General features: G+C 71.7%; 16 protein-coding genes. 9 read left to right on the top strand and 7 right to left on the bottom strand.

What is annotated here, in order from left to right:
- Positions 1-14 precede the first annotated feature (14 nt).
- Positions 15-1,160: a SpoIIE family protein phosphatase gene (locus tag AC07F3_RS06645; RefSeq protein WP_479111129.1), complete on the bottom strand. Its 1,146-nt coding sequence runs from the start codon at positions 1,158-1,160 to the stop codon at positions 15-17.
- A 235-nt stretch (positions 1,161-1,395) separates the two neighbouring features.
- On the opposite strand from AC07F3_RS06645, the gene AC07F3_RS06640 reads away from it, so the two are divergent.
- A complete protein-coding gene (locus AC07F3_RS06640; RefSeq protein ID WP_479111127.1) occupies positions 1,396-2,625 on the top strand; it encodes a GNAT family N-acetyltransferase in 1,230 nt (409 codons plus the stop codon).
- On the opposite strand, the gene AC07F3_RS06635 is transcribed toward AC07F3_RS06640, so the two are convergent.
- Together AC07F3_RS06635 and AC07F3_RS06630 are read right to left on the bottom strand one after the other, a co-directional pair.
- Positions 2,613-3,422, bottom strand: a complete 810-nt coding sequence (locus AC07F3_RS06635) for an Fpg/Nei family DNA glycosylase (RefSeq protein ID WP_479111125.1) — start codon at positions 3,420-3,422, stop codon at positions 2,613-2,615. The genes AC07F3_RS06640 and AC07F3_RS06635 overlap by 13 nt on opposite strands.
- A 9-nt stretch (positions 3,423-3,431) precedes the next feature.
- Positions 3,432-3,920, bottom strand: coding sequence for a ribose-5-phosphate isomerase (locus AC07F3_RS06630; protein WP_189964417.1), 489 nt, complete (start codon positions 3,918-3,920; stop codon positions 3,432-3,434).
- A 172-nt stretch (positions 3,921-4,092) separates the two neighbouring features.
- Here AC07F3_RS06630 and AC07F3_RS06625 point away from each other — a divergent pair, with 172 nt between their 5' ends.
- A complete protein-coding gene (locus tag AC07F3_RS06625; protein ID WP_479111123.1) occupies positions 4,093-5,562 on the top strand; it encodes an amino acid permease in 1,470 nt (489 codons plus the stop codon).
- On the opposite strand, the gene AC07F3_RS06620 is transcribed toward AC07F3_RS06625, so the two are convergent.
- The gene (locus tag AC07F3_RS06620) at positions 5,526-7,049 is read right to left on the bottom strand and encodes a protein kinase domain-containing protein (protein ID WP_479111121.1); all 1,524 of its coding nucleotides are present in this window, start codon (positions 7,047-7,049) and stop codon (positions 5,526-5,528) included. The two genes, AC07F3_RS06625 and AC07F3_RS06620, sit on opposite strands and share 37 nt — an antisense overlap.
- A 261-nt stretch (positions 7,050-7,310) precedes the next feature.
- Between AC07F3_RS06620 and AC07F3_RS06615 the strand changes: the two genes are divergently transcribed.
- Entirely contained in the window at positions 7,311-8,045 is a 735-nt protein-coding gene (locus AC07F3_RS06615) for an LPXTG cell wall anchor domain-containing protein (protein ID WP_479111119.1), read from the top strand.
- Between the two features lie 112 nt (positions 8,046-8,157).
- The gene (locus AC07F3_RS06610; protein ID WP_479111117.1) at positions 8,158-9,474 is read left to right on the top strand and encodes an FAD-binding oxidoreductase; all 1,317 of its coding nucleotides are present in this window, start codon (positions 8,158-8,160) and stop codon (positions 9,472-9,474) included.
- Here AC07F3_RS06610 and AC07F3_RS06605 read toward each other — a convergent pair.
- Complete coding sequence (locus AC07F3_RS06605) at positions 9,471-10,058, bottom strand: biotin transporter BioY (RefSeq protein WP_479111115.1); 588 nt, start codon at positions 10,056-10,058, stop codon at positions 9,471-9,473. The genes AC07F3_RS06610 and AC07F3_RS06605 overlap by 4 nt on opposite strands.
- 259 nt (positions 10,059-10,317) lie before the next feature.
- On the opposite strand from AC07F3_RS06605, the gene AC07F3_RS06600 reads away from it, so the two are divergent.
- The 3 genes from AC07F3_RS06600 to AC07F3_RS06590 all read left to right on the top strand — a co-directional run bounded on the left by AC07F3_RS06600 (position 10,318) and on the right by AC07F3_RS06590 (position 14,061).
- On the top strand, positions 10,318-11,685 hold the full coding sequence (locus tag AC07F3_RS06600; protein ID WP_479111113.1) for an amino acid permease: 1,368 nt from the start codon (positions 10,318-10,320) through the stop codon (positions 11,683-11,685).
- 151 nt (positions 11,686-11,836) lie between these two features.
- Entirely contained in the window at positions 11,837-13,246 is a 1,410-nt protein-coding gene (locus AC07F3_RS06595) for an amino acid permease (RefSeq protein WP_479111905.1), read from the top strand.
- Between the two features lie 173 nt (positions 13,247-13,419).
- Positions 13,420-14,061, top strand: coding sequence for a superoxide dismutase (locus AC07F3_RS06590; RefSeq protein ID WP_479111111.1), 642 nt, complete (start codon positions 13,420-13,422; stop codon positions 14,059-14,061).
- Between the two features lie 654 nt (positions 14,062-14,715).
- Here AC07F3_RS06590 and AC07F3_RS06585 read toward each other — a convergent pair.
- The gene (locus AC07F3_RS06585) at positions 14,716-15,366 is read right to left on the bottom strand and encodes a mycothiol-dependent nitroreductase Rv2466c family protein (protein ID WP_479111109.1); all 651 of its coding nucleotides are present in this window, start codon (positions 15,364-15,366) and stop codon (positions 14,716-14,718) included.
- Positions 15,367-15,558: 192 nt separating this feature from the next.
- On the opposite strand from AC07F3_RS06585, the gene pepN reads away from it, so the two are divergent.
- Both pepN and AC07F3_RS06575 read left to right on the top strand, forming a co-directional pair.
- Positions 15,559-18,138, top strand: coding sequence for an aminopeptidase N (pepN, locus tag AC07F3_RS06580; RefSeq protein ID WP_479111107.1), 2,580 nt, complete (start codon positions 15,559-15,561; stop codon positions 18,136-18,138).
- 138 nt (positions 18,139-18,276) lie between these two features.
- Entirely contained in the window at positions 18,277-19,311 is a 1,035-nt protein-coding gene (locus AC07F3_RS06575; RefSeq protein ID WP_479111105.1) for a hypothetical protein, read from the top strand.
- A 65-nt stretch (positions 19,312-19,376) separates the two neighbouring features.
- Here the strand turns inward: AC07F3_RS06575 and AC07F3_RS06570 are convergent, their stop codons facing one another.
- Entirely contained in the window at positions 19,377-19,847 is a 471-nt protein-coding gene (locus tag AC07F3_RS06570; RefSeq protein WP_479111103.1) for an NUDIX hydrolase, read from the bottom strand.
- Between the last annotated feature and the right edge of the window lie 10 nt (positions 19,848-19,857).

The following is a 19,857-nucleotide window of genomic DNA, read 5'->3' as shown; positions in this document are numbered from 1 at the left end:
GGGCCGGCGCGGAGTCAGGCGTCCCGCCTGATCAGCAGGAGCGCGCGGTCGTCGTTGACGTCCTTCGCGACCGCTTCGATCAGGTGCCACGCCGCCCCGCCGAAGCCCGTCGAGACGTACCGGTCGGCCTCGCCGGTCAGGCGGTCGATGCCTTCGCCGATGTCCCGTTCGGAGGTCTCCACCAGGCCGTCGGTGAACAGCAGCAGGACGTCGCCGGGCGCCAACGACCCCTTGGCGGAATGGAATTCCGCGCCGTCGTAGACGCCGAGGAGGGGGCCTTCGGCGGACTGCTCCTGCCAGCGGCCCGAGCCCGCGTGGAGCTGGAGGGCCGGGGGGTGGCCGGCCGAGAGGAGTTCGTAGTCCCCGGAGTCCAGGTCGAGGACCAGGTGGATGGCGGTGGCGAAGCCCTCGTCCCAGTCCTGGCGCAGCAGGTAGCCGTTGGCCGCGGGCAGGAAGGCGTGCGGCGGGAGCGAGCCGAGCAGACCGCCGAAGGCTCCGGACAGGAGCAGCGCGCGGGACCCGGCGTCCATGCCCTTGCCGGAGACGTCGGTGAGGACGACCTCCAGGGTGCGGCCGCCGCCGGTGCGGGCGGCGACGACGAAGTCGCCGGAGAAGGACTGGCCGCCCGCCGGGCGCAGCGCCATCTCGCGGTGCCAGCCCTGCGGAAGGCGGGGCAGCGCGCTCTGGACCCGGATGCGTTCGCGCAGGTCGAAGAGCATGGTGCCGCCGCGCCGCCAGGGCACGCCCACGCGGGCCCGGAACTGGGCGATGAGCAGCCCGAAGAGCCCGCAGGCGGCCACCACCAGGACGATGCCCGGGGTGACCCTGGAGGGACCCGAGGTGTACGGGCCGAGCCGCACCGACTCCACGATCAGGGCGGTGGCGGCGGCCGCGTACAGGACGAGGAGGTTGGCCGGGCGCAGCAGGAGCCCGCCCGCCACGATCGGCAGGACCAGGGCGTCGGGGGCGCACCACGCGGGGGCCATGAGCGTGGCGCAGGTGATCGCGGGGACGGTGATGAGCAGCCCGGCCAGGGCGATCCAGTCGGAGCCGTCGCCGCGGAAGTAGTCGACGCCGGAGCGGCGCACGGCGATGCGGACCCGGTGCAGCGCCTTGCGCCACCGGGCGGTGAACGAGTCCGCTCTCATCGCACGTGCCATTGCCCAGGACCCTATCCAGCGGATGGCTCCCCGTGCAGATGGCCCCCGGCGGGCGCGGGGGGCGGCCCGGTGGAAAACCGGTAGCTCGGGCGGCGTACTCCGCGCCGGACACGGCGACCGGTCCCCTCACCCTCCCGTCCCGCCCGGCACGGACACCGGCTCCCGGCGGCCGGGCGGGGGACGGCCGCCGGAAATGCGTTCGCTCCGCCCGTACCGCCCCTGCTAGGCATGGCATATGACGACACAGCTGCGGGTTCTGGATCCGGCCGAGTGGGACGAGTGGTACGGGGCCCTGGTGGTGGCCTTCGGGGGGATCCCGGACGCGCCCGAGGAAGTGGAGCTGTGGCGTGAGCTGATCGATCCCGCGCGCTCGATCGCGGTCTGGGACGGCGCCCAGTGTGTGGCCGCCACCAGCACCTTCCCGTTCCGTCTGAGCGTGCCCGGCGGGGCCGTGGTACCGGCCGCGGGAGTGACCGGGGTCGGCGTCATGGGCACTCACCGCCGCCGCGGCGTCCTCACCTCGATGATGCGGCGCCAGCTGGACGACCTGCGGGAGCGGGGCGAGGCGCTCGCCGTCCTGACCGCGTCCGAGCCGGCCATCTACGGGCGGTTCGGCTACGGCATCGGCACGATGGCGCTGTCCGCGGAGATCGACACCACCCGGGTCCGGCTCGATCTTCCGCCCGGCAGCGACGAGGTGCGGCTGCGGTACGCGAAGGTGACGGATTCGCTGGCGGCGTGCGAGGCGCTGTACGCGCGCCAGGTGCCGCGCCGGCCCGGCATGCTGGCCAGGCAGCCGGGCTGGGACCGGCTCACCACGGTCGACCCGGAGTCCTACCGCGACGGTGCCTCGGCGGCGCAGTGCGTGCTCGCCGAGCGCGCAGGGGAGCTCGTCGGGTACGCGCGCTACCGGGTGTCCATGAACTCGGAGCCCGAGGGCGTGAGCGGCACGGTGACGCTGATCGATCTGGAGGCGGTGGACCCGGCGGTGTCGGCGACGCTGTGGCGCTACCTGTTCGACATCGATCTGACGAACACCCTGAAGGTGAAGAGCCGGCCCATCGACGACCCCTTCCAGCATCTGGTCTCGGATGTGCGCCGGTGCGGGCTCCGGCTCAGGGACGCGCTGCACGTTCGCCTGGTGGAGGTGGGCGCGGCCCTGGAGGCGCGTACGTACGCGGCGCCCGTCGACGTGGTCCTGGAGGTCGAGGACGCGTTCTGTCCGTGGAACGCGGGCCGCTGGCGGTTGACCGGCGACGCGAAGGGCGCGTCCTGTGTCCGCACCGAGGACCCGGCCGAACTGGCGCTGTCCGTGCGGGAGTTGGGCGCCGCCTATCTCGGCGGGTTCACGCTCGCCTCACTGGCGGGCGCGGGCCGGGTGCGCGAGCTGCGGCCGGGCGCGCTGGCCGAGGCCTCGACGGCGTTCGGCAGCGAGCTCGCCCCGTGGCTGCCTCACGGCTTCTGACAGCCGGGGCACCAGAACAGATTGCGGGCGGCGAGATCGGCGGTGCGGATCTCGCCGCCACAGATGTGGCAGGCCTGCCGGGCCCGGCGGTAGACGTACACCTCGCCGCCGTGGTCGTCCACGCGCGGCGGGCGGCCCATGGCCTCGGGGGTGTGCTCGGGGCGGACGGTGTCGATCCGGTTGAGCCGGACGCCTTCGCGCATCAGCTCCACCAGGTCCGCCCAGATCGCGTCCCATTCGGCGCGGCGGATGTCCTTGCCGAGCCGGTAGGGGTCGACGCCGTGCCGGAAGAGGACCTCGGCCCGGTAGACGTTGCCGACGCCCGCGATGACCTTCTGGTCCATGAGCAGGGCGGCGATGGTGGTGCGGCTGCGGGAGATCCGCTGCCAGGCCTTCTCGCCGGTGTCGGCGGGGCGCAGCGGGTCGGGCCCGAGCCGGTCGTGTATCGCGCGCTTCTCGCCGTCGGTGATCAGCGCGCAGGTGGTGGGCCCGCGCAGGTCGGCGTACGCGGTGTCGTTCAGGAGCCGCAGCCGCACGGTGTCGGTGGCCGGCGGGGCCGGGGCGTCGCCGAAGCCGTACTTGCCGAACAGGCCGAGGTGGATGTGGACCCAGCCCGAGGGGCCGAAGCCGAGGAAGAGGTGCTTCCCGTGGGCTTCGGCGCTCTCCAGGACCTGGCCGTCGACCAGGGCCGCGCCGTCCGAGAACTTGCCCTGCGGGCTGGACGCGCGCAGCGGCCGGCCGCCGAACCTCAGGTCGTGGTCGGCGGCCAGGCGGTGGATGGTGTGGCCCTCGGGCATGGGCCGTGCTCAGCCCTGCTGCGGGTGGTGGGCCGGGATCTCGGGGAGCTTGCCGGTGGTCTCGTACTCGGTGAGCATCTCGATGCGGCGGGTGTGACGCGCCTCACCCGAGTACGGGGTGGCGAGGAAGATCTCGACGAACTTGGTCGCCTCCTCCTCGGTGTGCATCCGGCCGCCGATGGAGATCACGTTGGCGTCGTTGTGCTCGCGGCCCAGCGCCGCGGTCTGCTCGCTCCAGGCCAGTGCGGCGCGGACGCCCTTGACCTTGTTGGCGGCGATCTGCTCGCCGTTGCCGGAGCCGCCGATCACGATGCCGAGCGAGTCCGGGTCGGCGGCCGTCTTCTCGGCGGCACGCAGGCAGAACGGCGGGTAGTCGTCCTGGGCGTCGTAGATGTGCGGACCGCAGTCCACGGGCTCGTGCCCGTGGGCGGTGAGCCACTCGACGAGGTGGTTCTTGAGTTCGAAGCCGGCATGGTCGGAGCCGAGGTACACGCGCATGTACCCGAGTGTGGCATGCGCGGGGCAGGGCAGGGCTTAGCGGGGTGAGGACTTCGGTCCCCGCACTTGGTCCCGTCTAACGATCCGGATTCAGGCCTTCCGTCCCGAAGCGGACCAGGTTTGAATACCCGGGCTCGTAACCCGAGTGCTCCGAAGACGTAAGGAAGCGTCCATGACCTCGCAGCCGTCCCTTGCGAAGGAAGATCACCTGCCCGGTGGACCCGGGGATTCACAGGTGCCCGACACCGGCCTCAAGGCTGGTCTCAAGAACCGCCATCTGTCCATGATCGCCATCGGTGGCGTGATCGGCGCCGGCCTGTTCGTGGGCTCCGGCTCCGGCATCGCCGCGGCCGGGCCCGCCATCCTGCTCTCGTACGCGCTCGTCGGCGTGATGGTCGTCTTCGTGATGCGCATGCTGGGCGAGATGGCCGCCGCCCGCCCGTCGTCGGGCTCGTTCTCGGCGTACGCGGACCGCGCGCTCGGCCGCTGGGCCGGGTTCTCGATCGGCTGGCTCTACTGGTTCTTCTGGGTCGTGGTGCTCGCGGTCGAGGGAACGGCCGGCGCGAAGATCCTGCACGACTGGGTGCCGGGGGTCCCGCAGTGGGGCTGGGCGCTCATAGTGATGCTGGTCCTGACCGCCAGCAACCTGGCCTCGGTCTCCTCGTACGGCGAGTTCGAGTTCTGGTTCGCCGGGATCAAGGTCGTCGCCATCGGCGCCTTCGTGGTCATCGGTCTGCTCGCGGTGTTCGGCGTGCTGCCGGGCTCCGACAACCCGGGCGCGGGCTTCGCCCACCTCACGGACGCGGGCGGGTTCTTCCCCAAGGGCTACGGCGCGATCCTGACCGGTGTGCTGATGGTCGTGTTCTCCTTCATGGGCTCCGAGATCGTCACGCTCGCCGCCGGTGAGTCCGAGGACCCGCGGCGCGCCGTGACCAAGGCCACCAACAGCGTGATCTGGCGGATCGCGGTCTTCTACCTCGGTTCGATCCTCGTGGTCCTCACGCTGCTCAAGTGGAGCGACCCCTCGATCGTCGCGGACGGCTCGTACGTGGCGGCCCTGAAGACGATCGGCATCCCGCACGCCGACCAGATCATGAACGTGATCGTTCTGACGGCGGTCCTGTCCTGCCTCAACTCCGGTCTGTACACGGCGTCCCGGATGGCGTTCTCGCTGGGTGAGCGCGGGGACGCGCCGAAGTCCTTCGCCCGCACGAACAAGCGGGGCGTGCCGCAGGTCGCGATCCTGTCCTCGGTCGTCTTCGGCTTCGTGGCGGTCTTCTTCAACTACAAGTGGCCGGACACCGTCTTCGCGTTCCTCCTGAACTCCTCGGGCGCGGTCGCCCTGTTCGTGTGGCTGGTGATCTGCTTCACCCAGCTGCGGATGCGCGGGATCATCCTGCGCGAGCAGCCGGAGAAGCTGACCGTGAAGATGTGGGGCTTCCCCTATCTCACCTGGCTGACGATCGGGATGATCTCCTTCGTCCTGGTCTACATGCTGTTCGACAAGTCCGGCCGCGAGCAGGTGCTCCTGTCGCTGCTCGTGGCGGCGATCGTGATCGTGATCTCCGTGGTCAAGGAGAAGGTGCTCGCCTCGCGCTCCTCTTCCTACAGCGGCGTGAAGGAGGACGTCACCGCGTCGTAGTCGGCAAGGGCGGCCGACTCCGCGTCGGCCTCGTACCAGGTGTTGATCTGGTACGACTTGCCGCCCTCGTCGAAGCCGACCTGGCGGGCCTTCCAGGGGACGCCGTTCTGGGTGAAGTCGTAGTCCCAGATGATGGCGGGCTGCCCGTGGAAGGTCGTCCGGTCGAGCCGGATCTTGTGGTAGCCGGGCACGTCGTGGGAGCCCGCTTCGGCCTCCTGCCACTGGGTCATCAGATCGCCGCCGCGTGCGAGTGCGTACGAGGCGGCGATCTCCTGTTTTCCGTCCGGCGCGTGGTAGTGGACGTTCGAGGGGCTCTTGGCGGTACGGGTCCAGTCCTTCGGGGGGATCCAGGCGAACCCGGTCTCGTTGATCGAGCCGGGCGGCGGGGTCGCCGAGGGCGGGCGCGCGGTGCCCGCCACGGTGGGCGGGGCCGCCGAACTGGAGCCGCCCGAACCGCCGCCCCCGAGGTGCTGGTCGGCCGTGGTGGCGATCAGGACGGCGGTCACGGCGGCCGCCACCACGAGGGCGGCCACCACCGCGATCCGGGCCCGGGTCCACCCGCGGCGGCGCGGCGTGGGCCGCGGCTCCTCGGGTACGGGCACCGGCGCCGGGGGTGCTTCCCCGGGCGGCGGCGGTGGTTGCTCGCGCACGGCGCCCGGCCAGGGCGGCGGATCGCCGAACACCTGGAGGGTGGGCGGGTGCGGGACGCCTGGCGGCCCCGCGGCGAGCACCGTGGGAGGCGCCGCGATCGGCATCAGCCGGGTGGCGATCTCGGCCAGACCCGGCCGCAGCTCCGGATCCTTGACCAGGAGCTGCGCGAGGAGCGGGTCCAACGGGCCCGCCGATTCCGGGAGTTCGGGCTCCTCGTAGAGCACGGCGTGCAGGGTGGCGAGCGTGGAGGGACGGGAGAAGGGGGAGCGCCCGCCGACCGCCGCGCACAGGGTGGCGCCGAGCGACCACACGTCGGACGCCGGGCCCTGCGGCTTTCCGGCCACCCGCTCGGGCGCCATGTAGTCCGGGGAGCCGACCAGCATGCCGACCACGGTGAGCGCGGCCGCGTCCTGGATGGCGGCGATGCCGAAGTCGGTGAGGACGACCCGGCCGCCCGGGCCGAGCAGGACGTTGCCGGGCTTGATGTCGCGGTGCAGGACGCCCACCGCGTGCACCTCGACGAGGGCTGCCGCGAGGCCGACTCCGATGCGGGCGGCCTCGCGCGGGGAGACGGGTCCGTCCTCCAGGAGGAGCTTCTCCAGGGAGCGGGACTCGACGAGCTCCATCACGATCCACAGCCGGTCGCTCTCCTCGGCCACCACGTCGTAGACCCGCACCACGTTGGGGTGGTCGATGCGGGCGGTGGCGCGGGCCTCGCGCAGGGTGCGCTCGCGGCGAATTCGACTGTCCTCTGCATCGAGTTCATTGATGCGCATTTCCTTTACGGCGACCTGGCGGTCGAGTATCTCGTCCGCCGCCCGCCACACCCGCCCCATTCCCCCCTGGCCAATTGTTTCACCCAGGCGGTAACGCCCAGCGACCAATAGCCCCCGCGTTCCCGGCATGACCACCCACCCCCTCAGCAACCGCTTTGACCAGTACTGATTCACTACGGTGACACCATCACAGCATAATTCCTGGAAATCTTGTGGGACCCTTCTGTGCACAGATGCACCCAACGCGGGTGAGGGGGATGGGACATGCGTGTTCGAAAAGAAAAAGGATCTCTAATTGCTTCTCTATTCGCGGCCCTGTTGATGGTTCCGTTCGGAGCGGGGGCGGCGTTCGCGGCCGATCCGACGCCGGGCAGCAGCCAGGGCGGCACGCCCGGGCCGAGCGCCCCGGCGGACCTCGGGATCTCCACCGAGCTGCCGTCGACGATCAAGGTGAACAACGCCACGGGCCGCACCACGCTGACGGCCAGGGTCGCCAACCACGGCGGCAAGGCCACCGGGCCGGTCACCCTGACCGTCCTCGGCCTGGACGGTATGCGGATCACCGGCGTCAAGGGCTGTGTGCCGGTCGCGAAGAACAAGCTGCCCAAGGGCACCAACAGCGGCTTCGGCTGCGCCATCTCGAACCTGGCGCCCGGCCAGTCGAGGGCGTACGCGGTCTCGGCGACATACGACCTGTCGAAGACCGGCAAGATCTGCCTGCCCGTGATGGAGGGAAGCGGCGACAAGGTGCTGTGGCAGCAGGGCCCGGTGCCGTTCGGCACGACGCACCCGTCGCCGAACGCGCCGGACACCCCGCTGCTGCTCGGCACCGACAACGTGCCGGCCGCACCGCCCTCGGGCACGGCCTCTCCCCCGGCGAGCAGCACGCCGACGGGTCCGGCGCCGTCCTCTCCCACCGCACCGCCCCAGCTCCCCAAGACCGGGGTCAACGACGGGGTGCTGCCGCTCCTCGCGGCCGGCGCGCTGTTCCTGATCGCCGGGGGCACGGGCCTGTGGTGGACGACCCGGGGCCGCGGGTGGACGGCGAAGCACTGACCGAAACGCCGGTCGGGAAAACCTGACGGCGGATGTCAGCTTTTCACGGGAAGCTCTCCTCGTGTCCAGCGAACAGCCCACCTCCGGTGGGCCGGCAGACGGAGGGCTTCCCGTGCACACGTTCCACCCCGGCGACAGCGGCTACGAGAGCGAACTGGCCGGATATCAGCTGGGGTTCACCCAGCGCCCCGCCGTCGTCTTCGCGGCCGAGGGCCCTAAGGACGTCCAGAAGGCCGTGCGGTACGCGGCCGAGCGCGGCCTCGCCGTGGGGGTGCACGCCACCGGGCACGGTCTGGCGGGCGCCACCGAGGGCGGGGTCCTCATCACGACCCGCCGGATGGACGCGGTCACCGTCGACGCCGAGCGCCGCACGGTCCGGGTCGGCGCGGGCACGGCCTGGGCCAAGGTCACCGCGGCCGCGGCCCCGCACGGGCTCGCCCCGCTGAACGGCTCGGCGCCCAGCGTCGGGGCGGTCGGCTACACGCTGGGCGGCGGACTCGGCATCCTGGCAAGGGAGTTCGGGTACGCGGCGGACCACGTGCGGGCCCTGGAGGTCGTCACCGCCGACGGCGCGCTGCGCGAGGTGAGCGCCGAGAGCGACCCCGAGCTGTACTGGGGACTGCTCGGCGGCGGCGCCAACCTGGGCGTGGTGACCGCCCTGGAGATCGGCCTGGTCCCGGTGGCCCGGCTGTACGGGGGCCAGCTGGGCTTCGACGGGACGGAGTTCGGCGAGCGCGTCCTCGCGGAGTATCTGCGCTGGACGGCGACGGTCCCGGACACGGTGACCTCCTCGCTCCAGACCATCCAGTGGCCCGACGCCGCGTGGGCGCCGCCCGCGGTGCGCGGACGCTATGTGGTGACCGTGCGCCTCGCCTTCACCGGCAGCGCCGAGGAGGGCGAGCGCCTGGTGGCGCCGCTGCGGGCGATCGGGCCCGCCCTCGCCGACGACCTGCGGGAGATGGCGTACGCCGAGTCGCCGTCCATCCACCGCGACCCGGAGCACGCGCACGCCTATTACGGCGACAACGCGATGCTGGGCCGGCCGGACCCGGCGGCGCTCGCCGAGGCGCTGCGGCTGACCGGCCCCGAGGCGCCGACCATGTGCGTGGTGCAGCTCAACCACCTGGGCGGCGCCCTGTCCAGGCCCGCGCCGAACGCGGTGCCGCACCGCGAGGCGGACTTCCTGCTGCGTGTGCTGACCCCGTTCGAGGAGGGCGGCCTCGACGCGGTGCGCGCCGTCCACACCGAGGCGTTCGCGCGGCTGCGGCCGTGGACGCTCGGCCGGGCCCTCAACTTCGCCTTCGGCGGCGCGCGGTTCACCGGCATCGAGGGGCTGTACGGCGAGAACGAGAAGAGGCTCGCCGCTTTGAAGGCCTCGTACGACCCGGCGAACCTCTTCAGGAACAACTACACGATCGAACCGCGTTAGCCGCGGCGGCCGACGAGCTTCCACGCGGCGGGCAGCAACCCCATCGCGAGCGCGGCCTTGAGCGCGTCGCCGAGCAGGAAGGGGGTGAGTCCGGCGGCGACCGCCGCGGTCAGCGACATGCCGGTCGAGGCGGCGAGGTAGGGCACGCCCACCGCGTAGATGATCACCGAGCCGAGCACCATCGTGCCCGCGGTGCGCGCCGCGGTGCGGTCGGCGCCCCGGCGGGCGAGCGCGCCGACGACGGTGGAGGCGAGCAGCATGCCGAGCACGTAGCCGAACGAGGCGCCGCCCGCGCCGGACGTGCCGTTCGCGAACCAGGGCATTCCGGCCATGCCGACCAGGGCGTACAGCGCGAGCGAGAGGAAGCCGCGGCCGGCGCCGAGGCCCGCGCCGACGAGCAGCGCGGCGAAGGTCTGGCCGGTGACCGGGACGGGAGAGCCGGGGACCGGCACGGCGATCTGGGCGGCGAGTCCGGTCAGCGCCGCGCCGCCGACGACGAGCGCGATGTCCTTGGCGCGGGAGGCGGGCAGCAGGTCGGCGAGGACCGATCCGGTGCGGGGGGCGGCGGCGGACGCAGTGCTCATCGGGACTCCGGCGGGTGTTGGGTCAGCGGGACGTGCTGGGGACACCGTGACGTTAGCCCACTGAATCTCGCTGGATCACCAGCAGCCGCCCACAAAGCGGGCGTTGAAGGCTTGGTGGGGTCTGCACAAAGGCCGGGATTCATGGCCGCCGGGGCGTGACCCTCGTCACTGCGGTGATGGTCTCGGGTATCCCTTTTGCGCCCGGGGTCGTGCCTCGGCGAGACTGTAGGTTCCCCATAAATCGAAAGTTACGAGCGCCATGCACGACTCCTTGCCCGCGGAGCCCCTCTCGCACGGGCTGAAGCAGCGCCATCTGACCATGCTCGGCCTCGGCGGGGTGATCGGCGCGGGGCTCTTCGTGGGGTCGGGCGCCGGGATCGCGGTGGCGGGTCCCGGCATCGTCGTCTCGTATCTGATCGCGGGCGCGATCGCGATGCTGGTGATGCGGATGCTGGGCGAGATGTCGGCCGCGATGCCCGCGTCGGGCTCGTTCTCGGTGCACGCCGAGCGGGCGCTGGGGCGCTGGGCCGGGTTCAGCGTCGGCTGGCTGTACTGGTTCCTGCTCGTCGTCGTCCTCGCCGTGGAGGCGACCGGGGCCGCGAAGATCGCGAACGGGTGGGCGCCGGGGGTTCCGCAGTGGGCCTGGGTGCTGATCTTCATGGTGGTGTTCACCGGCGCCAACCTGGCCGCGGTGAAGAACTTCGGCGAGTTCGAGTTCTGGTTCGCCGCCCTGAAGATCTTCGCCATCGTCGCGTTCCTGGCGCTCGGGCTGCTCGCGGTCTTCGGCCTGCTGCCCGACACCTCCGCGGTGGGCCTGTCCAACCTGACCGGGCAGGGCGGCTTCCTGCCCGCCGGGTGGAGCGGGGTGGTCTCCGGGGTGCTCGCGGTGATCTTCGCGTTCGGTGGCCTCGAGGTCGTCACGATCGCCGCCGCCGAGTCCGACGACCCGGTGCGCGCGGTCGGCCGGGCGGTGCGCAGCGCGGTGTGGCGGATCCTCTTCTTCTACGTGGGCTCGATGCTGGTCATCGTGACGCTGCTGCCGTGGACGTCGATGAAGCCGGGCCAGAGCCCGTACGTCGCGGTCCTCGACTCGATCGGCATCCCGTCGGCCGGCCAGGTCATGAACATCGTGGTGTTCGTGGCGCTGCTCTCGGCCCTGAACGCCAACCTGTACGGGTCCTCGCGGATGGTCTTCTCGCTCGCCGAGCGGGGCGAGGCGCCCCAGGGGCTGCTGAAGGTGTCGGGCGGCGGGGTGCCGCGCCGGGCGGTGCTGGCGTCGGTGGCCTTCGGGTTCGTCTCGGTGCTGCTGAACCTGAAGTGGCCCGACTCGGTGTTCCTCTACATGCTCAACGCGGTCGGCGCGGTGCTCCTGTTCGTGTGGGCGCTGATCGCCCTGTCGCAGCTGCGCCTGCGCCGCCGGATCGAGCGCGAGGCGCCCGAGACCCTCACCCTGAAGATGTGGGCCTTCCCCTACCTCACCTGGGCGGCGCTCGCGGCGATGGCGGCGGTCCTGGTCCTGATGCTCCTCGACGACACCGCCCGGCCGCAGGTGCTGTGGTCGGCGGGGGCGACGGCGGTGGTCCTTCTGGTGGCGGCGGTACGGGAGTTGCGCACGCGGCGCGTGTGAAGTCCACGTGAACAAACCGCACCCGATCCTTCACGCTGTGTGAGTCGGGTGTCCGCATAGCGGTCGGGTGTTCCCTCTGAGCGGGGCCGCCCTAAGACTGTGGGCTCCGTGCCGCCGACCCGGTGGATCAGCTACTGAACAGGGCATGCCCATGTCTCGGACCACCACGCCCGCGCCGAACGACAGCCGGCCGACGACCGACGCGCCGCTCACGCACGGTCTCAAGCAGCGCCATCTCTCGATGATCGCCCTCGGCGGGGTCATCGGCGCCGGGCTCTTCGTCGGGTCCGGCACCGCGATCGCCGCGGCCGGACCCTCGATCATCCTCGCCTATGCGATATCCGGCGCCCTGGTCATGCTCGTCATGCGCATGCTGGGCGAGATGTCGGCCGCCAACCCCGCCTCGGGCTCCTTCTCGGTCCACGCCGAGCGGGCGATGGGGCCGTGGGCCGGGTTCACCGCGGGCTGGGCCTTCTGGTTCCTGCTCTGCGTGGCCGTCGGCCTGGAGGGCATCGGCGCGGCGGGCATCGTCCACGGCTGGCTGCCGGGCGTCCCGGAGTGGGCCCTGGTGGCCGTCTTCATGCTGCTGTTCTGCGGCACCAACCTCGCGGCCGTGAAGAACTTCGGCGAGTTCGAGTTCTGGTTCGCCGCCCTGAAGATCTTCGCCATCGTCGCGTTCCTGGCGCTCGGACTGCTCGCGATCATCGGAGTGCTGCCGGACACCAGCGCCCCGGGCCTGACCAACCTCAGCGGCCAGGGCGGCTTCATGCCCAACGGCAGCGAGGGCCTCATCGTCGGGCTGCTCGCCTCCGTCTTCGCGTACGGCGGCCTGGAGACGGTCACCATCGCCGCGGCCGAGTCCGAGCACCCCGTCCAGGGCGTCGCGAAGGCCGTGCGCACCGCGATGTGGCGGATCGCGATCTTCTACGTCGGCTCGATGACGGTCGTCGTCACGCTGCTGCCGTGGACCGCCAAGGACATCGCCACCAAGGGCCCCTACGTCGCCACGCTGGACCACCTCGGCATCCCGCACGCCGGCGACATCATGAACGTCGTGATCCTGGTCGCCCTGCTCTCGGCGATGAACGCGAACATCTACGGCGCCTCCCGCATGGCCGGTTCGCTGGTCTCGCGCGGCCAGGGCCCGAAGGTGCTCGGGAAGATCTCCGGCGGGGTGCCGCGCATCGCGGTCCTCGTCTCCTCCGCCTTCGGCTTCGTGTGCGTGCTGCTCAGTTACTGGCGTCCGAACGACATCTTCCAGTGGCTCCTGAACACCATCGGCGCGATCATCCTGGTCGTCTGGTTCTTCATCGCCGCCTCGCAGTTGCTGCTGCGCCGCCGCCTGGAGCGCGAGGCGCCGGAGAAGCTGGTCGTGAAGATGTGGCTCTACCCGTGGCTCACCTGGCTCGCGCTGCTCGGCATGGCGGTCGTCTTCGTCCTGATGGCCCGCGAGGACGGCACGCGGGTGCAGCTCTACTACACCGGCGGGCTCACCCTGGTGCTCGCGATCATCGGTTACGTCCGCCAGCGCACCTCGGCCCGCACCCCGCTCGACGCCTGACCGGACGGCCGCGCCCCTCTCCCAACTGTCCTGCGTCCCTTGGCCCTAGGCCTCGGGACGCAGGACTTTTTGCTGAGGTCACCCTTGGCTGCGCGGGCGTATTGCTGCTGGTAGCGTGCACTTGCACATCAATTGCAATAAGCATTCGCAGTGAGCAGTCGGAGGGCTCGGACATGGCCATTTACACCCTTCCTGAACTTCCGTACGACTACGCCGCGCTCGAACCGGTCATCAGCCCGGAGATCATCGAGCTGCACCACGACAAGCACCACGCGGCGTATGTGAAGGGCGCGAACGACACCCTGGAGCAGCTCGCGGAGGCGCGCGACAAGGATGCCTGGGGCTCGATCAACGGCCTGGAGAAGAACCTCGCGTTCCACCTCTCCGGCCACATCCTGCACTCGATCTACTGGCACAACATGACGGGCGACGGCGGCGGCGAGCCCCTGGACAAGGACGGCACCGGCGAGCTGGCCGACGCCATCGCCGAGTCCTTCGGCTCCTTCGCCAAGTTCAAGGCCCAGCTGACCAAGGCCTCGGCGACGACGCAGGGTTCGGGCTGGGGCGTCCTCGCCTACGAGCCGATCAGCGGCCGCCTCGTGGTCGAGCAGATCTACGACCACCAGGGCAACGTCGGCCAGGGCTCGACCCCGATCCTGGTCTTCGACGCCTGGGAGCACGCCTTCTACCTCCAGTACAAGAACCAGAAGGTCGACTTCATCGAGGCCATGTGGCGGGTCGTCAACTGGCAGGACGTGGCCCGGCGTTACGCCGCCGCCAAGCAGGCCGGCAACAACCTGATCCTGGCCCCGTAGGCCCCCTGGAGCGCCCCAGGGGCGTGTGAGCGTCCTGCTCGTGATCGTCTTCTCAACCTTCACGTGCGGGCGGATGGAACGAACGGCCCCGCGAGGACGTGACTCGCGGGGCCGTTCGCATGCCGACCGGTCCGGCGTCCGCGGACGGCGGCCGGGGCGCGGCCCCAGCAACCCCGGTCGCGGACCGCGCCCCCAACCACCCGGTGCCGGGCGGCACCGACAGCCTGGGCGGCGCCCCAGCCCGGCCCTCGTCCGCGGACCGTGCCCGCGTCTCGCGCAGTTCCCCGCGCCCCCAACCACCCGGTGCCGGGCAGCACCGACAGCCTGGGCGGCGCCCCAGCCCGGCCCTCGTCCGCGGACCGTGCCCGCTCCTCGCGCCGTTCCCCGCGCCCCTAACCACCTGGTGCTGGGCGGCACCGACAGCCTGGGCGGCGGCCCCAGTCCGGTCCTCGTCCGCGGACCGTGTCGCGTCTCGCGCCGTTCCCCGCGCCCCCGACCAGCACCGATGCTGGTCGGCATGAGCATCCTCAGCCCGTCATGGGGGTCCCCCCTGGCCCTTAAGGCCTTGGGGGAGATTGAGGACGAGCGCCCTTGAGGCGCGATACGGGGTCTGGGGCGGAGCCCCAGGGGGGTGGGGGCAACCCGGGCCGGAGGTCAGAGGTTGCTGAAGTCCGGGCCGACGGTGCGGCTGCGCTTGATCTCGTAGAAGCCGGGGGTGCCGGCGACCAGCAGGGTGCCGTCCCACAGCCTGGCGGCGGCCTCGCCCTGCGGGGCGGGCGTGACGACCGGGCCGAAGAAGGCGATCTGCTCGCCGTCGGCGCCCGGCACCGCGATGACCGGGGTGCCGACGTCCTGGCCGACCTTCTCGATGCCCTCCTTGTGGGAGGCGCGCAGCTGGACGTCGTAGGTGTCCTGGTCGGCGTAGTCGATGAGCTCGGCGGGCAGGCCCGCGTCCTTGAGCGCCGCGGCGATGGAGTCCCGGGTCACGCCGAGGCCCTCGTTGTGGAAGCGGGTGCCGAGCGCGGTGTACAGCCGGCCGACGACCTCGTCGCCGTGCAGCTCCCGGGCGGCGGCCACGACGCGCACCGGGCCCCAGGACTTGCCGCCGGGCCGCATGTTCTCGGCGTACTGCTCGGGCAGCTCGTCGAGCCGGTCCTCGTTCAGGACCGCGAGACTCATCACGTGCCAGCGGACCTCCACGTCGCGGACCTTCTCGACCTCCAGCATCCAGCGCGAGGTCATCCAGGCCCACGGGCAGATGGGGTCGAACCAGAAGTCGACGGGGGTCTTGGGGGACTCGGACATGTCTCTCCTCGGGCAACATCGGGCAGCATCGTGCGACATCGTTCAAAAGCGAGCATCTCTACGGCCGAACACCGGCACCGGCCGAAAGTACTCCGTCCAACATCCGCTCGGGCCGATCCCATTCCCGCGCCCTGGCCGCCCGGGCGGCATGGGAGGATCGAGGCCGTTCGAACGAGACACGAAGGAGTGCCCGTGCCCGGTGAGAATCTGTCCCGCGACGAGGCCCGCGAGCGGGCCGAGCTGCTGTCCGTCGAGGGCTACGACGTCTCTCTCGACCTGCGGTCCGCGGTCGGGGACGCCCCGGACGGGCCCCGCACGTTCCGGTCCCTGACGACCATCCGCTTCCGCGCGTCCCGGCCGGGCGCCGCCACCTTCGCCGACCTCATCGCCCCGTCGGTGACCTCGGTGACGCTGAACGGCCGCGCGCTCGACCCCGCCGAGGTGTTCGACGGCAGCCGCATCGCGCTCGACGACCTCGCCGAGGACAACGTCCTGGAGGTCGACGCGCAGTGCGCCTACAGCAGGACCGGCGAGGGCATGCACCGCTTCGTCGACCCGGAGGACGGCGAGGTCTACCTGTACACGCAGTACGAGCCCGCCGACGCGCGCCGCGTGTTCGCCAACTTCGAGCAGCCCGACCTCAAGGCCCGCTTCGTCTTCGAGGCGCAGGCCCCCGAGGGCTGGACGGTGTGGTCCAACGGCGCGGGCGGCCAGGAGGCGGACGGGGTGTGGCGCTTCGCCGCGACCGAGCCGATCTCGACGTACATCACCTGTGTGGTGGCGGGCCCGTACCACTACGTCACCGACTCCTACACGCGCACCTTCGACGACGGCTCCAAGCTGGAGATCCCGCTGGGCGCGATGTGCCGCAAGGGGCTCGCCCGGCACTTCGACGCCGACGACGTCTTCCTGGTCACCAAGCAGGGCCTGGACTTCTTCCACGACAACTTCGACTTCCCCTACCCGTTCGGGAAGTACGACCAGGCGTTCGTGCCGGAGTACAACCTGGGCGCGATGGAGAACCCGGGCCTGGTGACCTTCCGCGAGGAGTACATCTACCGCGGCAAGGTGACACAGGCCGCCTACGAGCGCCGGGCCAACGTCATCCTGCACGAGATGGCGCACATGTGGTTCGGCGACCTGGTCACCATGGTGTGGTGGGACGACCTGTGGCTCAAGGAGTCCTTCGCCGACTTCATGGGCTCCTTCTCGCAGGCGGAGGCCACCCGCTTCACCAACAGCTGGGTGACCTTCGCCAACAACCGCAAGGCGTGGGCCTACCGGGCCGACCAGCTGCCGTCCACCCATCCGATCACGGCCGACATCCGTGACCTGGAGGACGCCAAGCTCAACTTCGACGGGATCACGTACGCCAAGGGCGCCTCGGTGCTCAAGCAGCTCGTCGCCTACGTCGGCCGAGACGCCTTCCTCGAAGGGGCCCGGCGGTACTTCAAGCGGCACGCGTACGGGAACACGCGCCTGGCCGACCTGCTGTCGGTGCTCGGGGAGGTCTCCGGGCGCGACATGGCGGCCTGGTCGCGCTCCTGGCTCCAGACGGCGGGCGTCAACTCCCTGACCCCCGTGGCCACTTACGACGCCGGGGACCGCCTCACCGAGCTCGCGGTGGTCCAGGAGGTGGCGGACTCGCACCCCCAGCTGCGTCCGCACCGGGTCGCGGTGGGCCTGTACCGCAACGAGGCGGGCGCGCTGGTGCGCTACGCCCGCGCCGAGGTCGACGTCGAGGGCCCGCGCACCGTCGTGGCGGAGCTCGCCGGGTCCGAGCGGCCCGACCTGATCCTGGTCAACGACGACGACCTGACCTACTGCAAGATCCGCTTCGACGAGGGCTCGCTCGCCACCCTGCGTGCCCACCTCGGCGACATCACCGACCCGCTGGCGCGCGCCCTGTGCTGGTCGGCGCTGTGGAACCTGACGCGGGACGCGCTGATGCCCGCCCGCGACTTCGTCGCCCTCGTCCTCGCGCACGCGGGCCGCGAGTCGGACATCGGCGTGCTCCAGATGCTGCACGCCTGGGCGCGGTCCGCGGTCACGCACTACGCGGCGCCCGCCTGGCGCGAGGAGGGCGGGCGACTGCTCGCCGAGGGCGCCCTGCACGAGCTGCGGCTGGCCGAGCCGGGCAGCCAGCACCAGCTCACCTGGGCCCGCTTCTTCGCGGCGACGGCCACCACCGACGCCGACTTCCAGCTCCTTCAGGGGCTGCTCGCGGGCTCGGCCAAGATCGACGGCCTCGACGTGGACCAGGAGCTGCGCTGGGCGCTGCTCGAACCGCTGGCCGCGCACGGCGTCGTGGACGAGTCGGCCGTCGACGCGGAGCTGGCCCGCGACGACACCGCGTCCGGCAAGCGCCACCACGTGCGCTGCCTGGCCGCGCGCCCGTCCGAGGCGGTCAAGGCGCAGGCCTGGGCGCAGGTCGTGGAGTCGGACGCGCTGTCCAACGCGCTGGTGGAGGCCACCATCTCGGGCTTCAACCAGCCCTCGCAGCGGGAGCTGACCGCGCCGTACGCCCCGAAGTACTTCGAGGCGATCGAGCGGCTGTGGGCCGAGCGCTCCATCCAGATCGGGATGGACATCGTCAAGGGCCTCTTCCCGGCGCTCCAGGGCGACGAGGCGACGCTGGCGGCGACCGACGCCTGGCTCGCCTCGCACGAGGGTGCGGCTCCGGCGCTGCGCCGCCTGGTCCTCGAAGCCCGTGACGACCTGGCGCGCACCCTGCGCGGCCAGGCCTGCGACGCGGCGGTGGCCGCACGCTGACGCCCGTTCGGGGGGCCCACGGACGGGCCCCCCTGATCGGCAGTCGAACGCCCGTACTTTAGGACGGGGTTGTCCGGATTTGTCGACGGGCGTGTAACAGCGGTTAGTGGGCGGTCCGGCTGCGGAAAACCCTGCGGCATGAACCACAACACCCCGCTCTCCCCCCGCCCCCTGAGCCACCTCACCGACGTGCAGCGGCGCGTGCTCTCCGCCAACCAGCTGCGCGCGCACGGCGTTTCGGCCGCGCGCACCGCCGCCCAGTGCCGTCCCGGCGGCCCCTGGCAGCAGCTGCTCCCCGGGGTGTACGTGCTGCACCCGGGCCCTGCCACCAGCGAGGAGCGGCTGCACGCCGCGCTGCTCTACGCGGGGTGGCCGGCCGCCGGGCGCGCCAAGGTCATCCCGGCGCAGGGCCAGGCCCACACCGAGGCGCCGCAGGCCATCGTCACCGGCCTCGCGGCGCTCGCGATGCACCGGTTCTCCTCGGCTCCCCCGCTGCTCTCGCTGGACCGGATCGAGGTGCTGGTGCCGCGCACCCGGCGGCTGCGTTCGACGGGGTTCGTCCAGCTGGTGCGGGCGCACGTGATGCCCGGCGCGGAGCTGGTCGCGGGGGTGCCGGTGGCGCCGGTGCCGCGGGCGCTCGCGGACGCCGTCGCCGTCCTCGACGACGCCCAGGCGGTTCGCCGGCTGCTCACCGAGGCGGTGCGCTGCGGCCACACCGAACCGGCCGCGATCGTAAGGGAGTTGACCCAGGCCAGGCTGCTGACCCGGGCCCATGTCGTGGACGCGGTGGACGCCCTGCTCGCCGAGGGGCGCTCGATCGCCGAGGAGCGGCTGTACGCGATGGTGCGCGGGTTCGGGCTCCCGGACCCGCTGTGGAACGTGGACCTGCGCCTGCCGGGCGGCCCGCACCTGGGCGGCCTGGACGCGTACTGGCCCGAGCACGCGGTGGCCCTGGAGCTGGACACCCGGGCGCCCCGGCAGGAGGACGACGAGCTGTGGTCGGAGTACAGCCGCAAGCGCGAGGCGCTGGAGCGGCTCGGGATCACCGTCGTGCACGTCACGCCGAGGAAGCTGCGTGAGTCGCTGGAGCAGCAGGCGACCGTGGTGCGCACCGCGCTGATGGCGTCCTCCGAGCGGGAGCCCGCCGCCTATGTGGTGGTGCTCCCCCGCTGAACTCCGGCGCGGGCGGCGGACCTTCGGAGGGGAAGGGCCCGCCGCCCGCGACCGGACCGCGTGGTTCAGCCCACGGTCAGGGACGCCCTGCCCGTGGGCGGCCGGGTGCGCCACAACTCGACGCCCACGTCGACGAGTTCGACCCGGTCCAGCTCGGTCACCGCGGCCAGGGGGTGCCAGGCGGCGAGGTCGGTGGAGCCGTTGGTCTCGTGGCACAGCTCGCCGCCGGTGATCCGGCCCTCGTAGACGATGCGCAGTCCCTGGAAGTCCGCGAACCTGCCGAGCTTGCGCGGGTAGCGCCGGTTGATCGAGTCGATGCCGAGCAGCCGGACCGGCTCGACCGCGTAGCCCGTCTCCTCGTCGACCTCGCGCACCACGGTGTCGAGGGGGTCCTCGCCGTGGTCCATGCCGCCGCCCGGCAGCGTCCACCGCTTGCCGCCGTCCCGGGCCACCCAGCGCGCGAGCAGGATCTCCTGGACGCCACCGGTTTCCCGTACGCATACGGCGTAGGCCGCCACCCGCAACTCCGTGTTCATTGGGTGAGGT

It is taken from the genome of Streptomyces sp. NPDC045846 (assembly GCF_056431605.1).
Note: the sequence above shows the minus strand (reverse complement) of the source record. Positions and strands in the feature narration are given on the sequence as shown.